This window comes from Aeromonas sp. S8(2024), assembly GCF_041403085.1.
In the GTDB taxonomy this organism is placed as follows: domain Bacteria; phylum Pseudomonadota; class Gammaproteobacteria; order Enterobacterales; family Aeromonadaceae; genus Aeromonas; species Aeromonas dhakensis.
Genome location: NZ_JBGLRF010000001.1, coordinates 95,061 through 112,841, shown reverse-complemented (window position 1 = coordinate 112,841; position 17,781 = coordinate 95,061). Strand labels below are relative to the sequence as shown.

At 64.0% G+C, this 17,781-nt stretch carries 18 protein-coding genes; 4 read left to right on the top strand and 14 right to left on the bottom strand.

The annotated features are described in order from the left end of the window. Positions 1-70: 70 nt before the first annotated feature. The 3 genes from ACB031_RS00515 to ACB031_RS00505 form a co-directional block, all read right to left on the bottom strand. Positions 71-1,735 carry an AMP-binding protein gene (locus ACB031_RS00515; protein WP_268028804.1) on the bottom strand — a complete coding sequence of 555 codons (1,665 nt, stop codon included), beginning with the start codon at positions 1,733-1,735 and terminating at the stop codon, positions 71-73. Positions 1,736-1,832: 97 nt separating this feature from the next. Continuing rightward, positions 1,833-2,111: a YfcL family protein gene (locus tag ACB031_RS00510; protein WP_005300108.1), complete on the bottom strand. Its 279-nt coding sequence runs from the start codon at positions 2,109-2,111 to the stop codon at positions 1,833-1,835. Positions 2,112-2,221: 110 nt separating this feature from the next. Continuing rightward, positions 2,222-3,337, bottom strand: a complete 1,116-nt coding sequence (locus ACB031_RS00505; RefSeq protein WP_371138801.1) for an ATP-NAD kinase family protein — start codon at positions 3,335-3,337, stop codon at positions 2,222-2,224. 118 nt (positions 3,338-3,455) lie between these two features. On the opposite strand from ACB031_RS00505, the gene ACB031_RS00500 reads away from it, so the two are divergent. Then, entirely contained in the window at positions 3,456-4,190 is a 735-nt protein-coding gene (locus ACB031_RS00500; RefSeq protein WP_371138800.1) for a TerC family protein, read from the top strand. 57 nt (positions 4,191-4,247) lie between these two features. On the opposite strand, the gene ACB031_RS00495 is transcribed toward ACB031_RS00500, so the two are convergent. The 11 genes from ACB031_RS00495 to pspA all read right to left on the bottom strand — a co-directional run bounded on the left by ACB031_RS00495 (position 4,248) and on the right by pspA (position 13,900). Then, positions 4,248-4,736 carry an OmpA family protein gene (locus ACB031_RS00495; RefSeq protein WP_005300102.1) on the bottom strand — a complete coding sequence of 163 codons (489 nt, stop codon included), beginning with the start codon at positions 4,734-4,736 and terminating at the stop codon, positions 4,248-4,250. Positions 4,737-4,738: 2 nt separating this feature from the next. Beyond that, positions 4,739-6,007 (bottom strand): diguanylate cyclase domain-containing protein, encoded by a 1,269-nt coding sequence (locus ACB031_RS00490; RefSeq protein ID WP_274437140.1) that lies wholly within the window; start codon positions 6,005-6,007, stop codon positions 4,739-4,741. Beyond that, positions 6,004-6,555, bottom strand: a complete 552-nt coding sequence (locus ACB031_RS00485) for a YfiR family protein (RefSeq protein ID WP_371138799.1) — start codon at positions 6,553-6,555, stop codon at positions 6,004-6,006. The genes ACB031_RS00490 and ACB031_RS00485 overlap by 4 nt, the downstream gene beginning before the upstream one ends. A 195-nt stretch (positions 6,556-6,750) precedes the next feature. Further along, positions 6,751-8,298, bottom strand: a complete 1,548-nt coding sequence (gene tyrR / locus ACB031_RS00480) for a transcriptional regulator TyrR (protein ID WP_010634201.1) — start codon at positions 8,296-8,298, stop codon at positions 6,751-6,753. A 290-nt stretch (positions 8,299-8,588) separates the two neighbouring features. Next, entirely contained in the window at positions 8,589-8,927 is a 339-nt protein-coding gene (locus ACB031_RS00475; protein ID WP_005300093.1) for a 4a-hydroxytetrahydrobiopterin dehydratase, read from the bottom strand. 51 nt (positions 8,928-8,978) lie between these two features. Beyond that, a complete protein-coding gene (phhA, locus tag ACB031_RS00470; RefSeq protein WP_371138798.1) occupies positions 8,979-9,773 on the bottom strand; it encodes a phenylalanine 4-monooxygenase in 795 nt (264 codons plus the stop codon). Positions 9,774-9,945: 172 nt separating this feature from the next. Beyond that, a complete protein-coding gene (locus tag ACB031_RS00465) occupies positions 9,946-10,977 on the bottom strand; it encodes a YcjF family protein (RefSeq protein WP_139752648.1) in 1,032 nt (343 codons plus the stop codon). 61 nt (positions 10,978-11,038) lie between these two features. Then, positions 11,039-12,445, bottom strand: coding sequence for a YcjX family protein (locus ACB031_RS00460; RefSeq protein WP_371138797.1), 1,407 nt, complete (start codon positions 12,443-12,445; stop codon positions 11,039-11,041). 133 nt (positions 12,446-12,578) lie between these two features. Further along, complete coding sequence (gene pspC / locus ACB031_RS00455) at positions 12,579-12,983, bottom strand: envelope stress response membrane protein PspC (protein WP_024941345.1); 405 nt, start codon at positions 12,981-12,983, stop codon at positions 12,579-12,581. After that, positions 12,980-13,216 (bottom strand): envelope stress response membrane protein PspB, encoded by a 237-nt coding sequence (pspB, locus tag ACB031_RS00450; protein ID WP_005300084.1) that lies wholly within the window; start codon positions 13,214-13,216, stop codon positions 12,980-12,982. Before pspB ends, pspC begins: the two co-directional genes overlap by 4 nt. A 3-nt stretch (positions 13,217-13,219) precedes the next feature. Beyond that, positions 13,220-13,900, bottom strand: a complete 681-nt coding sequence (pspA, locus tag ACB031_RS00445; protein WP_005300077.1) for a phage shock protein PspA — start codon at positions 13,898-13,900, stop codon at positions 13,220-13,222. A 196-nt stretch (positions 13,901-14,096) separates the two neighbouring features. On the opposite strand from pspA, the gene pspF reads away from it, so the two are divergent. The 3 genes from pspF to ACB031_RS00430 all read left to right on the top strand — a co-directional run bounded on the left by pspF (position 14,097) and on the right by ACB031_RS00430 (position 17,779). Beyond that, positions 14,097-15,131 carry a phage shock protein operon transcriptional activator gene (gene pspF, locus ACB031_RS00440; RefSeq protein ID WP_042050964.1) on the top strand — a complete coding sequence of 345 codons (1,035 nt, stop codon included), beginning with the start codon at positions 14,097-14,099 and terminating at the stop codon, positions 15,129-15,131. A gap of 90 nt (positions 15,132-15,221) precedes the next feature. Further along, positions 15,222-16,817, top strand: a complete 1,596-nt coding sequence (gene sapA / locus ACB031_RS00435) for an ABC transporter substrate-binding protein SapA (protein ID WP_017782738.1) — start codon at positions 15,222-15,224, stop codon at positions 16,815-16,817. A 2-nt stretch (positions 16,818-16,819) separates the two neighbouring features. Next, the gene (locus ACB031_RS00430) at positions 16,820-17,779 is read left to right on the top strand and encodes an ABC transporter permease (protein ID WP_371138796.1); all 960 of its coding nucleotides are present in this window, start codon (positions 16,820-16,822) and stop codon (positions 17,777-17,779) included. The last annotated feature ends 2 nt before the right edge of the window (positions 17,780-17,781 follow it).

Here is a 17,781-nt window from a genome sequence, read left to right as displayed (position 1 = left end):
CCATGGCCTGAAACAACAAGGGGAGCCAGTGGCTCCCCTTGTTGTTTTGTGGTGATCAGCTGATCCCCTGTCATGACTCCCAGACGATGCTCTGGGAGGAGGACCAGGCATCACCCAAGTTCGCGTACTTCTGCTCCAGCAGGTGGCGGCGGATCTTCATGGTGGGCGTCAGCACCCCGTTCTCGATGTTCCAGGGGGTCTTCACCACCAGGATGCCGCGAATTCTGGCATGGGACTCCAGCTGCTCGTTGACCCGGTTGCGGGCCGCCTCCAGCTGGGCATTGACCTGATTGCGATCCCCCTTCATGGCGCTCTCCGCCAGCTGTACCAGCGCCACCGGCTGCGGCATGCCGTAGCCGATCACGCACAGCTGCTCGATGATGGGCTCCTGGCCCAGCAGCCCTTCGATGGGCACCGGCGCCACATACTTGCCCTTGGCGGTCTTGAACACGTCCTTCATGCGGCCGGTGATGGTGAGGTAACCCTCCCGATCCAGCTTGCCCATATCGCCGGTGTGCAGCCAGCCCTCTTCATCGATGGCCTCGCGGCTGTGCTCGGGATCCTTGTAGTAGCCCAGCATCATGCCCTCGCAGCGACAGAGGATCTCCCCCTCGTCTGAGATCTTGATGTTGACCCCGATCCCCGCCTTGCCGACCGTGCCTATCTTGTCGGCCCTGAACGGGTAGTTGATGGTGGAGTAAGCGTGGTTTTCGGTCATGCCCCAGGCTTCGGTCACCTGAAGGCCGATGCTCAGGTACCACTCAAGCAGGGCCGGCGACACCGGCGCCGAGCCGCAGCCCAGCACCCGCGCCTGATCCAGCCCCAACCCCTTTTGCAGCTTGCGCTTGATGAGGCCCGAGACTAAGGGGATCTTGAGCAGCAGCGCCAGCTTCTGCTGGGGCAGCTTCTCGAGGATCTTGATACGGAACATGGCCCACAGCCGCGGCACCGAGATGAACACGGTGGGACGGCAGCGTTTGACGTCCTCGATGAAGGTATCGAGGGACTCGGGGAAGGCGATGGTGGCGCCGCCGTAGAGGCTGCCGCCGTAGATGTAGACCCGCTCTGTGATGTGGGCAAGCGGCAGATAGGAGAAACCGCGGTCGGACTGGGTCAGGCCCACCGTCTCCACCAGCTTCTCGCACGACCAGGCGTAACGTTCGACGCTCAGCATGGCCCCTTTCGGCTTGCCGGTGCTGCCGGAGGTGTAGACCAGGCTCAGCAGGGCGTCCGGCGCCTGCACCGGGCTGTCCGGGATCGGCTCGTGGCGATCCAGCAGTTCGTCCCACTGGTGGGCCGCCGGCATGGTGTCATAGGGAAAGGCGATGCGCAGCAGATCGGCAGGCACCCCCGCCTCCTGGCTCTTCCAGTCATCGAGCTTGCCGACGAAAATGGCCTTGGCCTCGCTGTGGCGCAGCACGTATTCGATGGTGTCGACGTTGGCGGTGGGGTAGATGGGGACGCTCACGTACTGCCCCATCTGCATGGCGAGATCGGCGATGAACCACTGGGCGCAGTTCTTGGAGAGCAGCGCCACCTTGTCGCCGGCCACCAGCCCCAGTTGACGCAGTGCCGTCACCATGCGGCGGGCCTCATCGGCCACTTCGCCCCAGGTGAAGTCCACGTATTCTCGGTTGATGGTTTGACGCAGATAGACTCTGTCAGGAGACTGCCGCTCCCAGTGATAGAGCATTTCGAGCGGCAGTTTATTGGCAATACGCGAGGAGGAAGCCATAGTTTAATCCCTGAAACAAAAGGCGAAACTTATTATTAACCTTTCACTAACCTCAGGGAAGAATAAACTTAAACTTCTGTTTGAACTGTGTAACCGATCAAGCTTCTGCCTGTTGTTGCAAACGAATCCACATCGCCTGCACCAGCTTCTCATCCTCTTCCGAGAGTTCACCCTGCAAAATGGCCTCGTTCAGGCTGCGCAGCACATAGCTCTTTACATCCCGCACCAGGGTCTTGCCTTCCAGCTCGGCCCGCGCCACCGCCAGCGAGATGTGGCCGCGCAGGTAGCCCCCGGCAAACAGCTCGTCATCGGTCGCCGTGGCCACCATGCTGTCTATCAGTCCCAACAACTTGTGCTCAAATTCATGAATCGTCATTTAACGCAGCCTCATTTTCCGGGATTGCCGGCAAAATAATTCGGGGGAGTGGAACCGCGATCCGGTTGATCGCGGCTCTCTGGCGCCAGGCCAGCCGCATCCTTGATGTCCTATTCCGGGTTGGCCACCGGGTAGATGACCTGATCCTTGTATCCCGTGGTGATCCGCAGATAACCACTTAACGACCGGTTCAGCGCCGGATCATCGGTATCCACCAGCAGCGGACGGCCAGCGAGGGCTGCCAGCTTGGCTTTGGTGGCCAGGACCTGGATCTGGTCCCGCCCGACGGCCCGGATCACCTCTGGACTCAGTTGCTGATTTCCGCGCCCGAACAGATGTCCCTGACCGCCGATCAGGGTGATGATCAGCCGGCAGCGACGACCGCGGATCCGGGTCAGGATCTCGGCGGCGCAGAGATCCTGCCCGATAAGCTGGCCATTTTCCACCAGATCCACACCGAGCAGGGTATTTTCCAGACCCAGCTCTGTCATGCAGGCCGCCACCGTGCTGCCGGAGCCCATCAGATAGAGGGTATCGGGCTCCATCTGCTCGACCACACCGGCGGCGATGTCCGCCAGCACCAGCTCTTCGGACTCCCGTCCCCCCTGCTTGACCGCCTGCACGTAGCGCAGATCGCCGGGCACCTGCAGCTGGCCATAGTGGCGGGCACGCACCTTGCCGGCGCGAAACGCCTCCTCGTCGATGTCCATCACCTCGGCATCCACCAGGCTCAGCAGTTCGCCTGCGATCATTCTGGCCGCCACCCGGCCGCTGGCGGCGGGGGTCACCCCGTACACCCCTGAGTGGATCTTGCAGCCGGCCGGGATCCCCAGCACATGGCACGACTCCCCCACCGCCGCACAGATGTCGCGCGCCGTGCCGTCACCGCCGGCAAACAGCAGCAGATCGACGCCGGCCTCGCGCAGCGCCAGCGCCGCCGCGCGGGTATCGGCCGCCGTGGTGGGCACAGTGGCGGGCTGGTAGACGATGCGACAGGGCAGACCGAGCTCGCCGGCAAGCCCGGCCCCCATCTCCCCCGCCACCGTCAGCAGCTCGAAGCGCTCCGCCAGTTCACACAGTGGCAGCAGCGCCTGACGAGCCCGCTCGCAAGCCTTGGGCACGGCGCCACGGGCCAGCGCCTCGGCCACCATGCCGTCACTGCCCTTGAGACCGACCGAGCCGCCGATGCCGGCGACCGGATTGATGATGAGTCCTAAACGAAACATATGTCCCTCCCGTTGGATGGTCGCCATTTTTATCTTTTCCAGCCACTGGGACAAGCCATAACCCCCTGCTAGAATGCGCGGTTTCAACCCTCAACCAAAGTTCAACCAAGGTTTCATCATGCTGGAATGGATTGCAGACCCCTCCGCCTGGGTCGCGCTCGCCACCCTGACCCTGCTCGAGATCGTGCTCGGCATCGACAACATCATCTTCATCTCCATCCTGGTCGGCCGTCTGCCGGAAGCCCAGCGCCAGAAGGCGCGGATCCTGGGGCTGGCGCTTGCCATGGGCACCCGCATCCTGCTGCTGCTCTCCTTGGCCTGGGTGATGCGCCTCACCGAGCCGCTGTTCACCGTGCTGGGCGAGGCCATCTCGGGCCGCGATCTCATCCTGTTGCTGGGGGGCCTGTTCCTCATCGGCAAGAGTGCCCACGAGATCCACGCTACCCTGGAGGGGGCCGCCGAGCCCGAGAGCGTGAGCACGGCCGCTTCCGGTTTCATCAGCACCCTGATCCAGATCGCCATCCTCGACATCGTCTTCAGCCTGGACTCGGTCATCACGGCGGTGGGCATGGCGGATCACGTGCCGGTCATGGTGCTGGCCATCATGATCGCCGTCTTCATCATGATGTTCGCCGCCAAGGCCATCGGCGACTTCGTCGACAACCACCCCACCATCAAGATGCTGGCCCTCTCCTTCCTCACCCTGGTGGGCTTTGCACTGATGGCCGAGGGGATGGATCTGCACATTCCGAAGGGCTACATCTACTTCGCCATGGCCTTCTCGCTGACGGTGGAGATGATCAACATCCGCCTGCGCAGTCATCACGACCGCGAGAAGCTCAAGCAGCAATAACGGCGAGCCACAAAAAAGAGCGCCTGATGGCGCTCTTTTTGTATCTACACAACCGTGTCATTCATTGCTGATGACAATCGCCACGCGGCGGTTCTCGGCCCGACCGGCAGCCGTCTTGTTGTCGGCTATCGGATCGCGCTCGCCACGGCCCCGGATGTCCAGGTTGGCCTGCGGCATGCCGACCGAAACCAGCACGTCGGCCACCGACTGCGCCCGCTTGTAGGAGAGCTGATCGTTGTAGTCCGCCGCCCCGTTGGAGTCGGTATGACCATCGATCCGCGCCCGGTTCAAGCCCACTTCCAGCAGCGTCGTCCCCAGTTTTTCCACCACGACGCGCGTCTTGGGGGTCAGGGCATCCGCGTTGTTGGCAAACAGCACACGGTTGGAGAAGTCCAGAGTCCAACCCTCGTCGGTCAGGCGAAAGCCTTGTTCCTTGAGTACGGCGATCTGCTCTGCCGTGAGGCCGTGGGGAGCACTCTGGCAACCCATCAGCACGCTCAACAGCAGACCGATCAAGCCGGTTTTCATCAGGACATGGATCTTCATTGTTATTTTTCCTCAGCAGAGACATCAAATTCCAGCTGCTCATGGAGTGCAAGCTCCCGACGCAGCCGTTTGGCTTGGTACATGGCATGGTCCGCCTGCTGCAGCAGATCGGCGGCACTCTGCCCCTGATCCGGATACAGCGCGACGCCAATGCTGACGGCCGCCACCAGCTGGCTGCCGTCCCCCAGTACCACGGGGTCCGCCATGGCCTGCTGGATGCGGGCAACCACATCCTCTGCCTCCTCCACCAGGGAGAGGGGGGTGAGCAGGATGGCAAACTCGTCGCCCCCCAGACGGCATACCAGATCCATCGGCCGCAGCTGATGTTGTACCCGTCTGGCCAGCGCGATCAGCACGTCATCCCCGGCGGCATGGCCCAGGGTGTCGTTGATCTGCTTGAAGCGATCACAATCGAGGTAGAGCAGCGCGAAGCGCTCGTCATGCAGCCGGCCCGTAATGACCGCCTGATCCAGACGAGCCTCAAACAGAGCACGATTGGGCAAGCCGGTCAAGGCATCGTGGGTGGCCTGGTGCAGCAGGCTGGCATTCTCCCGCCGCTGGTGGGCCTGCCAGGCCTCCAGCTCGTCGAGCAGGGAGTTGAAATCCTGACCCAGCTCGTGCAGCTCGGCGATGTTGGCCTCCGGCACCCGCATGGCGAGGATCCGCTGGCGGCTCACGCTGTGGGCCACCTGGGCCAGCTCCTTGAGTGGCGCCGTGAGGGAGTGTTGCATCCGGTGCGCCACATAGAGGGCCCCCAGGGTGCTGAGCACCAGGCAGAGCAGCATGGCCAGCAGGGTTTGCAGCAGGAACAACAACAGATACTGGCCGTGCCCCACCAGGTGGATGTGGGCGATCTCCATGCCCCCCCGCATCATGGGCTGATCCACCGGCCCCGGCAGTATGATCCGCGCCAGATACTGCTCAAGGCCGGACCAGGGGGTGCTCATGGCCCGGCTCCAGCTCGCCAGCAGCTGGCCGCTCGGCAGATAGATGCTGGCCTGCGCCACGTCTTCGTGCGTGAGGATGGCCTCCAGCGCCTCCCGGGCCGCCTCCTCGTCGTGGAACACCACGGCCGCTTCGCTGGTATAGCCGATGGCGCGGGCGACCAGCTCCAGGTTGTGATCCGCATAGAGCCGCAGCGCCAGCAGGGCGATGCCGGTCAGCAGCAGACCGGCCATGCAGACCGCGGTCAGGGACGTCACCAAGTGGGTGCGTCCCAGACTCTGTCGCAAGGTGAGGCGCTGGGAGGGGGGGCGGAACAGACCTATCATGACCCCCCCTCATCGGCCTTGGCCAGTTTGAGCACCGCCGGATGCACCCGCACTCCGCTCCTGGCCAGGGCATCCAGATTGACCCTGAACCGGATCCGCTCCTTGCCGATCTGCAGGCAGAAGACGGCGTCGGCCACGCACTCGGAGCTGGATTCGCTGATGCTGAGGATGGGGTAGCCACGCAGCCGTTCAAACAACGGCAAGCGCCGCTCGGAGGAGAGCACCCCCAGATAGAGCACGTCGCACTGGGGGCCGATCGCCTCGTCATCGATTTCGTAGCGATGGACGCTGACCGGTCGGCCGTTGGCCTGCTGCTTGATGGAAAAGAGCGCGGTGGCGTATTCCGTCGGCGCCGCCACGCACAGGCGCAGCTCGCTCGGTTCATTCGGCCAGCGGGTATAGCTGAGAATGTCGAGCACGGTCTGGCGTACCTGCTCGGACCGCAGCTCGGCCGCGGTGAGCGGGGGCGACTCGCCGGAGAGGGCCAGCGAGCAAAACAGGGGCGCCAGCCAGACAAGGATCCTGAACAGTGAAAAAGAGTGCATCATGCCTGCGCTTATACCCGCCTCAGCAACCACACAGGGCACAGACCCGAAGGGGGTGAGCCGGCAGGAGATAGTATGGAACTTGTCAGCAGCATGACAAGGCGCAGCCCGCAGAGCAAGGGGTTGGCCGGGCTGGTGTCACAATAATGAAAAGGGCCCACCCCGGCGTGAGCCCTGCGATAAGTTACATTCATGGGGTTACTTCTTGCTGATCCCGTATTCCCGCAGTTTGTTGGCGATGGCGGTGTGCGACACCCCCAGCCGTTTGGCCAGCTGACGGGTGGAGGGGAACGCCGGGTAGAGCCGCTCCAGCAGCCTGCTCTCGAAGCGTTTCACCGCCTCGTCCAACCCCCCTTCGAACCACTCGTCGATGAGCGGCATGGCGTCGGCCGCCACCGGCAAGTCCACGTGCTCAGGGCCAATCTCGTCCCCTTCCAGCAAGGTCATGGCGCGATAGAGGCAGTTGCGCAGCTGGCGCACGTTGCCCGGCCAGCGATAGGCGGTCAGGTACTCGGCCATGTTGCGGGTAAAGCGCGGGCGCGGACGCTGCAGTTCGCTGGCAAAGCGGGAGACGAACTGTTGGGCCAGCGCCATGATGTCCGCCTTGCGCTCGCGCAGCGGCGGCAGCGCCAGACTCAGCACGTTGAGGCGGTAGTAGAGATCTTCCCGGAACTTGCCCTCGTGCACCAGATCCAGCAGCTGCTTCTGGGTGGTGCAGATGAAGCGCACGTTGACCTTCACTTCCTGCTCGTCACCGACCCGGCGGAACACGCCATCCTGCAGCACCCGCAGGAACTTGGTCTGCAGATGGGGGGACATGTCGCCGATCTCGTCCAGCATCAGGGTGCCGCCGCTGGCCAGCTCCAGTACCCCACGCTTGCCCTCGGTGTTGTTGCCAAAGGCGCCGGGGGCGTAACCGAACAGCTCGCTCTCGGCCACGTTGTCTGGCATGGCCGCACAGTTGAGCGCCATGAAGGGGTGGCTGGAGCGCAGGCTGGCACCGTGGCAGGCGCGGGCCAGCAGCTCCTTGCCGGTGCCGGTCTCGCCGACGATCAGCAGCGGCGCATCCTGCATCGCCAGTTTGCTCGCCTGGGCCAGCACCTGTTTCATCTTCTGGCTCTCGGCCTGCAGGTGTTCAAAGCCCCCCACTTCCACCGCGTGCAGCGCGCTGAAGTGCATGCCAACCCGGCGGGCGGACTTGAGCACCACCACGGCGCCGGCCAGGGCCTGCTTGCCCTTCTCCTCGGCAACGAACAGCGGCATCAGATCCGCCAGATACTCCTCGCCGCCGATGCTGAGCTTGCAGGTCTGCGGGCGGATCTCGCTCGCCTCCAGCCAGCGGCTGAAGGAGAAGCCCTTGACCAGGGAGCCGAGCGCCGCGCCGCGCACCTCCTCCACCGGCAGGGCCAGGGTGGTGAGGGCGGACTGGTTGGCCTGGGTCACCTTGCCCTTGGCATCGAGGGAAAAGACCAGATCCGGCAGCGCCTTGAGCAGCGCCTCAATCTCGTGGTGCTCCCGCTCGGAGGGCATGTAGGGGATGGTCTTGACGTCATAGACGCCGGGAATGCGGCGGATCTCCGGCATCAGGTGCTGGAAATCACGAAACTCCAGCTCGGGAAAGTTGAGATAGATGATGCCTGAGGTATCGATTTCGATGCCGCGCAGATCGATGTTGTGCTCCACCAGGCGGTCGAGCAGTTCCCGGGTCAGGCCCAGGCGGTCTTCACAGCTGACTTCAAGACGCATTCGGGACACACTTCCTAGCTAACTCTATGAATGACCGGATAATACAGACTCGATCCCGCCAGTGCGAGCGCCAGCCCATAAAAATGCGGGCCCGCCCCGTTTTCACCGGGCAGGCCCGCGTCATCTACAGGCGTTTATTTGAACGACTTGTCGGTGAGTGATGGCCTCTTCACTTCAGCAGCTCATCCGTGCGCGCCGCCATGATGAAGTTGTTGCGATGCAAGCCACCTATCTTGCGGGGCCACCAGCTGGCGGTCACCATCTCGCCCACTCGGTGAGTGAGGGCGTCTTCACTTCAGCAGCTCATCCGTACGCGCCGCCATGATGAAGTCGTTGCGGTGTAATCCGCCAATTTTGTGGGTCCACCAGCTGACGGTCACCTTCCCCCACTCGGTGAGAATGGCGGGATGATGAAACTCCGCCTCCGCCAGCTCGCCCAGGCGGTTGGTGAAGGCGAGCGCCTCCTTGAAGTTGCGGAAGGTGAATTCGCGCCGCAGCTGCAGCTCACCTTTTACCACCAGCGGCTGCCAGTCGGGGATGAGGCGCATCAGTTCGCTCAGCTCCTGTTCGCTCACCTTGGGGGCATCGGCGCGGCACGCTTCACACTGCTGGCTGGCCAGTTCGGACATGGGATTCTCCTTGTGTATCGATGAAAGGGGTGATCAACACCGGCGGGCGACTCAGCTCGCCTGCTTGCCGCCGGCCGGTGCAAAACGGGGGGGACGCAGCCCCAGACGGCGCGCCTCGGCCACCATGGCCATGATGTCCTGCTCCGCCAGACGATAGAGCTCGTCAAGCTCGGGCAGCACGAAATAGGTGGGCTGCATGATGTCGATGCGATACGGGGTGCGCAGCACCTCGATGGGATCAAAGGGTTGCAACACAGGTTGGCTGCCGAGGGCATAGGCGGTCTCGCCGATGGAGGAGAGAATGCCGCCACCGTAGATGCGAAGCCCCTCCGGCGTGGCCAGGAGGCCAAACTCCACCGTGAACCAGTAGAGCCGCGCCAGAAAGACCCGATCCTCCTTGCCGGCCCGCTGGCCGAGCTGGCCATAAACATGGGTGAAGTGGGCGAAGGCGGGGTTGGTCAGCATGGCGCAATGGCCGAAGATCTCGTGAAAGATGTCGGGCTCCTGCAGGTAGTCGAGCTCGTCCCGGCGGCGAATGAAGGTGGCCACCGGAAACTGGCGGTTGGCCAGCAGGGCAAAGAAGTGGTCAAAGGAGATGAGGGCCGGCACCGCCGCCACCGACCAGCCGGTGGCCGGTTGCAGCACGGCGTTGACCTGGGCCAGCTGGGGGATCCGATCCCGGGGCAGGTCGAGCCGCGCCAGCCCGGCCTGGTACTCGTCACAGGCCTTGCCTTCGAGCGCCGCCAACTGGCGTGCGATCAGGATCTGCCAGGTGCCGTGCTCCTCGTCCGAGTAGTGGATCGTGCCCGCTTCGTCCGGCTGGTGGGCGGTGTAGAGACTTGCCATGGGTGACTCCATCCTCTGGGTTGCAACCCGCCATCCGGGCGGTGTGGCGCCATTGCGCGATGAGATCACTGTAACGGTTTGCCTCCCAAAAAAGCAGCCGACCCAGGGGTCGGCTGCCGTGGACAATTGTAAATAATTTGTGACAACCACAATCGAGCCCCTGGCCTGGTGCTCACCCCTTGTTGAGGTAGCCCGCCAGCTGACCGATCAGCCGCTTGCGCAGCTCGCCGAGCCTGGGTTTCTCGTCCGCACACCAGGGCAGCGGGCGGCACGCCTCTATGGTGCGCAGGCCGAGGCGGGCAGTGAGCAGCCCGGCCCCCACCCCTTGCGCGGCGCGGGCGGAGAGCTTGGCGGTGAGCTCGGCCCCCAGCAAATCCATCCCCACCTCGGTCACCAGCTCGGTGGCGCCGGCGTAGAGCATGTTGCGAAACACCTGACGGATGAGGCGAATGCGGCTCCAGTAGCCGAGCTCGATGGCGTAGACGTCGGCGATGTCCTCGATCATCCGCAGGTTGCGCCACAGCATCAGCATCATGTCGACGGTGGCGAGCGGGCTCAGGGCCACCAGCACGGCAGCCTCTCCCGACCATTTGGCCACCCGCGCCTGGGCCAGCTTGTCGCGCTCACCGAGCACCAGCTGGCTGTAGAGGGTCAACACCTCCCGATCGTTGTGGCTCTCGTCGAGCTGGGCCAGCCAGGTTTGATATCCCTCGCGCCCCTTGTCGCCGCTGCGCTCGGCCAGCCCTTCGCAAAACCCCTGCCCCTGACCGACCCCCTGATGGGCCAGCAGATCCTCGGCCCGCGAGCGCACATCCTGGCGCCGCTTGAGGGTGCGCAGGCGCAGCCACTCGCGCCCCACCACCCCGGCGGTGCCCGCCGCCACCAGTGCCGAGGCCGCCAACCAGGCACCACCCCAGAGCGGGGTGGTGAGAAACTGCTCGTAGAGAAAGGCGCCGTACTGGCCCAGAGAGAGCAGGCCGACCGCCCCCAGCCCCCAGGCCAGCAGCCGATGACGGCGGCGCGGCTTGATGACGAGGGAGCTCTCCACCTCGGTGAGCTCTTCCAGCTCATCGAGGCGCTCGAAGCTCGCCTCCTCCAGCCGTTGGGCGGGTGCCGGCGCTCGCTGGTCGTCAGCTGTCGTCAAGGTGGGCTCCAGGATCACCTTGCCTTGCAGCGGCGGCTGCGCTTTTGTCTGATCGTTCATCGCTTCTCCTGAAAACCGTCTTCTGGGTGCGGCACAGGCAACAAACCTGTGCCGCACACCCTTATTCGAGGTGATCCCTGAGCAGAAACTCCAGCGCCGCATCGAGCCGGATATGGGGCAGCGCCTGATGGGCGCTCATGGGCAGCGGGCGAAAGGCCTGAAAATCAAAGCCCTGCTTGTTCCACCACTGCGCTGGCGGAATATGGGAGGGCACCTCACCCGGAAACAGCAACAGCGGCTCACCCGAGAGGCTGGTGCCACGGATGGCGGGGAACTCGCGGCCATCGGCCACCCCCTTGCCCACCTCGGTCGCCTTGATGGCGGCCAGCGCCAGACACTCGGTGGCAATCCCTTCAAAACGGGCCTGGCCGCGGCCGCTGCGCACCAGGTGCTGCAGCAGGGAGACCATGGAGCCATGCTGCTCCGGGGTGACGTGATCGGCCTTGCTCGCCACGAACAGCAGCTTGTCGATGCGCGGTGAGAAGAGCCGCCGCCACCAGTTGCTCTTGCCGTAGGCAAAGCTCTCCATGATGCGGGCGATGGCCTGCTGCATGTCGCCAAAGCTGGCCGCCCCGGCGTTGAGGGGCTGCAGACAGTCCACCAGCACGATTTGGCGATCGAAACCGGCGAAGTGCTGCTCATAAAACCCCTGCACCAGATGCTGCTTGTACTGCTCGAAGCGCTGTTTGAGGGTGGCGTAGAGAGTCCCCTCGGCGGGCTCGCCGGCAGGTTTGTCCCACACCCAGGGCACGAACTGCAGCATGGGGGCGCCGACATACTCCCCCGGCAGCACGAAGCGGCCGGGCTGGATCAGGTGCAACCCCAGCTCCCGCTTGCAAGCGTGCAGGTAATCGGTATAGCGCTCGGCGAGCTGGGCCACCGGCCGCTCCTCGAAACCCTGATCCGCCTGCCACTCGGGTGCCAGCCAGCCGGCGGCCAGGGTCTGCAGCTCGGGGCGGCGCAGCTGCTCGCGCACCTGCTCGCTCCACTGCTCGTAGCTCATCTCCAGCAGCGGCAAGTCGAGCAGCCACTCCCCGGGGTAGTCCACCAGATCCACGTAGAGGGTGGAGATCTCCCCCAGGTGCTTGCGCAGCGGATGACGGGTGCGATAGCGGATTTCCAGGCGCACCTCGGCCACCCCGCGGGTCGGCTCCGGCCAGGCCGGCGGATCGCCAAACAGAGAGTCGAGGCCGCGCTCGTAGGGGAAGGTGGGAATGTGGGCATTTTGCTGGGGTACCCGGCGAGCACCGAGGATGCGCCCCTGGCGCAGGGCATCCCACAGGGGCAGCCTGCCATCGATGGCCGCGTGTTCCAGCTGGTTGACCAGCGCCGTGATGAAGGCGGTCTTGCCGCTGCGAGAGAGGCCGGTCACTGCCAGCCGGATGTGGCGATCCCGGACCCGGTTCACCACGTCGCTTGCCTTGTGCTGCAGGCGATTGAATTGCTGTTCCAGTTTATTGAGTATCAAGGCTTGTTCTGTTCTCCCGTAGCTGCCCTGCGAAGCGGGTGGCAGGCAGCACCACCCTCGTCATGATCCCCGCCCGCCTCCCCTGCCATCAGAGGCAAGTCCAGGCCGGCGGGGCCATCGTACCGCTCAGGCTTTACAAGTTGCGAAACTCACGCTGCAGGGTGAACTCCTTGGAGGTCACCAGCTTCTCGATGCGCTGCACCCTGGGCTCCAGCGCATCCAGCTCCTGGCCGATGCGGGCAAGGGCCTGATGAGGCGTGACACCTGCCTGCCAGCTGCGAGCCTTCATCCGCACCTCGGCAAAGTCGGCATCCTCCTGGGCGTAGAGGGTGACCGGCTTCTTGTCGAGCAGAAACCAGGCGGCGACGTAGGCGGTGAAGGTGATGAAACCGGCGAAGATGAGGCCGCTGATGGCCAGCAGTCGCACGATCCAGGTCTCCACCCCGAAGTACTCTGCCAGACCGGCACAGACCCCGGCTATCTTGCCGCGCTGTGGATCCCGGTACAGATTGCGACCTTCACGACTGATGCTGCTCATACCTTGTTCCTCCAACCCGGGACTTCCGCATCCAGAATCGACTCCAGGGCGCCGACCCGCTCCTGCATCTTCTCGGCACGCACCAGCAGGCCCTGCAGCTGTTCACGCTCGCCATCGGCAAGACCGGCGCCAATGCGCCCCTTGGCGCGGTAGTGCAGCACCAGCCAGATGGGGGCCACCACTACCATGAAGACCACCATGGGAACCATCAACACACCCAGCAGATCTTCCATCTGTTACTCTCCCTGTTTCGGCGTGGTGTCGCTCTGGCCCAGCTTCTGGCGCATGGCTTCCAGCTCTTTGCTTATCTGATCGTCGGCTTCCAGCTCGGCAAACTGCTGGGCCAGCGCCTTGTCGGACTGCCCCAGATCGGCGCGGGCCTCCATCTCGTCGATGCGGCGCTCCATGCGCTCGAACTTGCTCACCACCGCCTGGCTGTCGCCACGGGCAACCTGGCTCTGCACGTTGAGACGGCTGCTGGCCGCTTCGGTGCGAATGGCCATCGCTTTCTGGCGGGCACGGGCATCTTCCAGCTTGGCTTCCAGCTGACGGATCTCCTCCCCCAGCTTCTCGATGCCGCTGTCCACCGCCTGCTGCTCACGCAACAGGGAGTCGGCCAGCTCGGCCTGCTTCTTCTTCTCGATGAGCGCCGCGCGGGCCAGGTCTTCCCGCTCCTTGCTCAGGGCCAGCTCGGCCTTGCCCTGCCACTCGGCGACCCGCTCCTGATGGCGGGCGACCTGGCGGCCGATCTCTTTCTGGTTGGCGAGGAAGCGGGCCAAGTTGGAGCGCTCCTTCACCAGTTCATCTTCCATCTCCTGGATGATCAGGCGCACCATCTTCTGGGGATCTTCTGCCTTGTCGAGCAGGGCCGTCAGGTTGGAATTGATGATGTCGGCCAGGCGGGAAAAAATACTCATGATTGTACTCCTGTGGTTGGCATACGTTGTTTCTCCATTGACAATGGCAACTTGTGTGCCAATCTGGAACAGAATTTAACTTGTTGATTTATATGGGGCTGCTCGATCGCATTTCAAGAGGCGCCACACAAGTAATGATTAGAATCACCAATTTTTGGTAAGATTGACCAGCTTTCACCGACTCACGGGGATGACTATGACCACGGCCACGGAAAGCCTGTTGGGGGAATCCAACGCATTTCTCGAGATCATTGAGCAGGCCTCCCGCCTGGCGCCGCTGCGCAAGCCCGTGCTGATCATCGGCGAACGGGGTACCGGCAAGGAGCTGATCGCCCACCGCCTACATTATCTCTCGGCGCGCTGGGATCAAAGCTTTGTCACCGTCAACTGCGCCACCCTGAGCGAGAGCCTGCTGGAGACCGAGCTGTTCGGCCACGAGGCGGGCTCCTTCACCGGTGCCGCCAAACGTCACCAGGGTCGCTTCGAGCGGGCCGATGGCGGCACGCTCTTCCTTGACGAGCTGGCCACCACCAGCGCCCGGGTGCAGGAGAAACTGCTGCGGGTCATCGAATACGGGGAGTTTGAACGGGTGGGCGGCGCCAAGGCACTCAAGGTGGATGTGCGGCTGGTGTGCGCCACCAACGAGGATCTGCCGGCGCTGGCCGACAAGGGGCAATTTCGCCACGACCTGCTCGACCGGCTCGCTTTCGACGTCATCACCCTGCCCCCCCTGCGGGAGCGGCGCGACGATATTCTGATGCTGGCGGAGCACTTCGCTCACGGCATGACCCGGGAGCTCGGCTATCCGCTGTTTGCCGGCTTCTCGCGCAAGGCGACCCAGCTGCTGCTGGACTACCCCTGGCCCGGCAACGTGCGGGAGCTGAAAAACGTGGTGGAGCGCAGCATCTACCGCCAGGGCAACCCCCAGTTGCCGCTGGCCGAGCTGGTGCTCAATCCGTTCGATTCCCCCTGGCGTCCCTTGGCTCGCACCGACACCGCCGCGGCGCTGCCGAGCGAGGCGCAACCGGCGCCCGTCGCGGCCACTGCCACCCTGCCGCTGGACCTCAAACAGGCGGTGGCGGGCTACGAGATTAATTTACTCAAGCAAGCACTGCAGCAATCCCAGTATAATCAGCGCAAAGCCGCCCAACTGCTGGCCCTGAGCTATCACCAGTTCCGCGGCATGCTGCGCAAATACCAGCTGCTGGACAGTGACAACGATGCGGATTAATAACCCGGGCAGCCCGTGCCAGAGCGGCTCCCACCCCTTGCCGGCCCCGTCGCCGGCAACTTCGTATAAAAACATGGTTCGACAATGAGAATGCTCAAACCCCTGCTGCTTGGTGTGCTGGTGCTGCTCACCGGTTGTCACAAACAGGATGACGCGTCCAGAACGGGACTCATCTATTGTGCGGAAGGCTCGCCCCAGACCTTCAATCCCCAGGTCTCCAACTCGGGGGTGACCCTGGATGCCAGCTCGCGCCCCCTCTATGACCGCCTGCTGGAGGTGAACCCCAATACCCTGGCGCTGGAGGGCGGGCTCGCCACCCGCTGGCAGGTGAGCGAGGATGGCCTCTCCTATACCCTGACCCTGCGCCAGGGGGTGACCTTTCACCACACGCCCTGGTTCAACCCCTCCCGCCCCCTCAACGCCGACGACGTGGTGTTCACCTGGCAGCGGCTGCTCAACAAGCTGCACCCCTATCACGAGGTGTCCGGCGGCGAATACCCCTACTTCTACAGCCTGGGGCTGGATCAGCTGATCAAGCGGGTCTACCGGAAGGGAGCCGATAAAGTCGTGTTCGAGCTCAACCGGCCGGATGCTTCCTTCCTCGCCACCCTGGCCAGCGACTACGCCATCGTGCTCTCCGCCGAGTATGCCGAGCAGTTGCAAAAGGCCGGTACCCCGGGGCTCATCGACAGCCGCCCGGTGGGCACAGGGCCGTTCAGCTTCAAGGAGTATCGCCACAACGAATACGTGCGCTACCTGCGCCACCCCGGTTACTGGGGCGGCGAGGCCAAGATTGAGCAGCTCATCTACGACATCACTCCCAAGTCCTCCAAGCGGCTGGCCAAGCTGCTGACCGGCGAGTGCGACGTGATGAGCACCCCCTCCGCCAGCCAGCTGTCGGTGATCGACAAGGATCCTGACCTCAGCCTGGCGGTACAGTCCGGCATGAACGTCGCCTTCCTCGCCCTCAACACCCGCAAGGCACCGTTCAACAAGGTGCAAGTGCGCCAGGCCATCGCCAGCGCCATCAACATCGACAACCTGCTGCAGGCGGTCTATTTCGAGACGGGTCAGCCCGCCAACAGCCTGCTGCCGCCGCTCTCCTGGGGTTACAACCCCTCCCTGCCGATGCGCCAGCCGGATCTCAAGCGGGCGCGCCAGCTGCTCAAGGAGGCGGGACTGGCGCAAGGCTTCGAAATGCAGGTGCTGGTGCAGCCGGGCTCGCGCGCCTACAACCCGGATGCCCTCAAGACCGCCCAGCTGATGCGAAGCGATCTGGCCAAGATCGGCATCAAGCTCAAGATCGTGCAGCAGGAGTGGCCGGTCATCGAGGCCCGCCTCGCCCAGGGTCAGTACGACAGTCTGCTCAGCGGCTGGATTGCCGACAACGCAGACCCGGACAACTTCTTTCGCCAGCTGCTGAGCTGCGCCGCCGTCGAGCGCGGCAACAACTACAGCCGCTGGTGCAGCCCGGCATTTGATCAGCTGCTGGACGACGCGGTGACCACGCCCCAGCTGGCGTTCCGGCTGCGCAACTACTATTACGCCCAGACCCTGCTCAACGAGCAGATGCCGCTCATTCCGCTGGCCCATGCCCTGCGTACCCAGGTCAGCCGCAGCGACATCGAGGGGCTCTCCCTGATGCCCTTTGGCGGCACCGTCTTCAACCAGGCCTATCGGGAGTAAGCATGTTTCTCTATATCCTGCGTCGCATCAATCTGCTGCTCATCACCCTGCTGGCGCTGACCTTCGTCGCCTACCTGCTGGACGTGCGCCTCATCGGCCAGCAGGCCAGCTTCTGGAGCGGTTACCCCGACTTCCTGCACCGCATTCTGGACGGGGATCTGGGGCTCTCCAGCGTCTCCGGCCTGCCGGTGCTGGACGAGATCCGTCACTACTTCCCCGCCACCCTGATCCTCTGCGGGGCGGCCTTCGCCATCTCGCTGCTGGTGGGCATTCCGCTCGGCACCCTGGCGGCCCTCTCCCAGGGCAAGCCGCTCGATCTCACCATCATGACCGCCGGCCTCATCGGTTACGCGGTGCCAGTGTTCTGGCTGGCGCTGCTGGTGGTGATGTTCTTCTCGCTGGAGCTGGGCTGGCTGCCCGCCTCCGGCCAGATCAGCCTGCTCTATGACGTGCCCTCCATCACCGGCATCGCCCTCATCGACGTCTTGATGAGCCACGAGCCCTGGCGCCAGGCCGCCCTGCACGACGCCCTGCGCCACCTGATCCTGCCCTCGCTGGTGCTGGCGGTGGTGCCCACTACCGAGGTGATCCGCCACGTGCGCAGCTCCCTCATCGACGTGATGAAGCAGAACTACATCAAGGCGGCGGCCAGCCGCGGTCTCTCCCGCCGCCAGATCGTCTGGCGCCACGGTCTCAAGAATGCCCTGCCGCCGGTGCTGCCGCTGCTGGGCCTGCAGCTGGGCAGCGTGCTCACCTCCGCCATGATCACCGAGGTGGTGTTCGAGTGGCACGGCATCGGCCGCTGGCTCATCAACAGCATCGCCCTGCAGGACTACGCCGCCATCCGCGGCGCCACCCTGGTGGTGGCCAGCTTCGTCATCTTCATCAGCGTCAGCACCGAGCTGCTCACCACCATCATCTACCCGGCGCGGCGCAAAGAACTCTATGCAAAACAAGACTGAAC

Bases quoted from the DNA above. Each gene is read 5' to 3' on its own strand.
- ACB031_RS00465 (WP_139752648.1), bottom strand. From the start codon at position 10,977: ATGAACGATCAGACAAAAGCGCAGCCGCCGCTGCAAGGCAAGGTGATC.
- pspA (WP_005300077.1), bottom strand. From the start codon at position 13,900: ATGAGTATTTTTTCCCGCCTGGCCGACATCATCAATTCCAACCTGACG.
- pspC (WP_024941345.1), bottom strand. From the start codon at position 12,983: ATGAGCAGCATCAGTCGTGAAGGTCGCAATCTGTACCGGGATCCACAG.
- tyrR (WP_010634201.1), bottom strand. From the start codon at position 8,298: ATGCGTCTTGAAGTCAGCTGTGAAGACCGCCTGGGCCTGACCCGGGAA.
- ACB031_RS00490 (WP_274437140.1), bottom strand. From the start codon at position 6,007: ATGATAGGTCTGTTCCGCCCCCCCTCCCAGCGCCTCACCTTGCGACAG.
- ACB031_RS00500 (WP_371138800.1), top strand. From the start codon at position 3,456: ATGCTGGAATGGATTGCAGACCCCTCCGCCTGGGTCGCGCTCGCCACC.
- ACB031_RS00485 (WP_371138799.1), bottom strand. From the start codon at position 6,555: ATGATGCACTCTTTTTCACTGTTCAGGATCCTTGTCTGGCTGGCGCCC.
- ACB031_RS00495 (WP_005300102.1), bottom strand. From the start codon at position 4,736: ATGAAGATCCATGTCCTGATGAAAACCGGCTTGATCGGTCTGCTGTTG.
- ACB031_RS00505 (WP_371138801.1), bottom strand. From the start codon at position 3,337: ATGTTTCGTTTAGGACTCATCATCAATCCGGTCGCCGGCATCGGCGGC.
- pspB (WP_005300084.1), bottom strand. From the start codon at position 13,216: ATGGAAGATCTGCTGGGTGTGTTGATGGTTCCCATGGTGGTCTTCATG.
- ACB031_RS00430 (WP_371138796.1), top strand. From the start codon at position 16,820: ATGTTTCTCTATATCCTGCGTCGCATCAATCTGCTGCTCATCACCCTG.
- ACB031_RS00515 (WP_268028804.1), bottom strand. From the start codon at position 1,735: ATGGCTTCCTCCTCGCGTATTGCCAATAAACTGCCGCTCGAAATGCTC.
- pspF (WP_042050964.1), top strand. From the start codon at position 14,097: ATGACCACGGCCACGGAAAGCCTGTTGGGGGAATCCAACGCATTTCTC.
- phhA (WP_371138798.1), bottom strand. From the start codon at position 9,773: ATGGCAAGTCTCTACACCGCCCACCAGCCGGACGAAGCGGGCACGATC.
- ACB031_RS00510 (WP_005300108.1), bottom strand. From the start codon at position 2,111: ATGACGATTCATGAATTTGAGCACAAGTTGTTGGGACTGATAGACAGC.
- ACB031_RS00475 (WP_005300093.1), bottom strand. From the start codon at position 8,927: ATGTCCGAACTGGCCAGCCAGCAGTGTGAAGCGTGCCGCGCCGATGCC.
- sapA (WP_017782738.1), top strand. From the start codon at position 15,222: ATGCTCAAACCCCTGCTGCTTGGTGTGCTGGTGCTGCTCACCGGTTGT.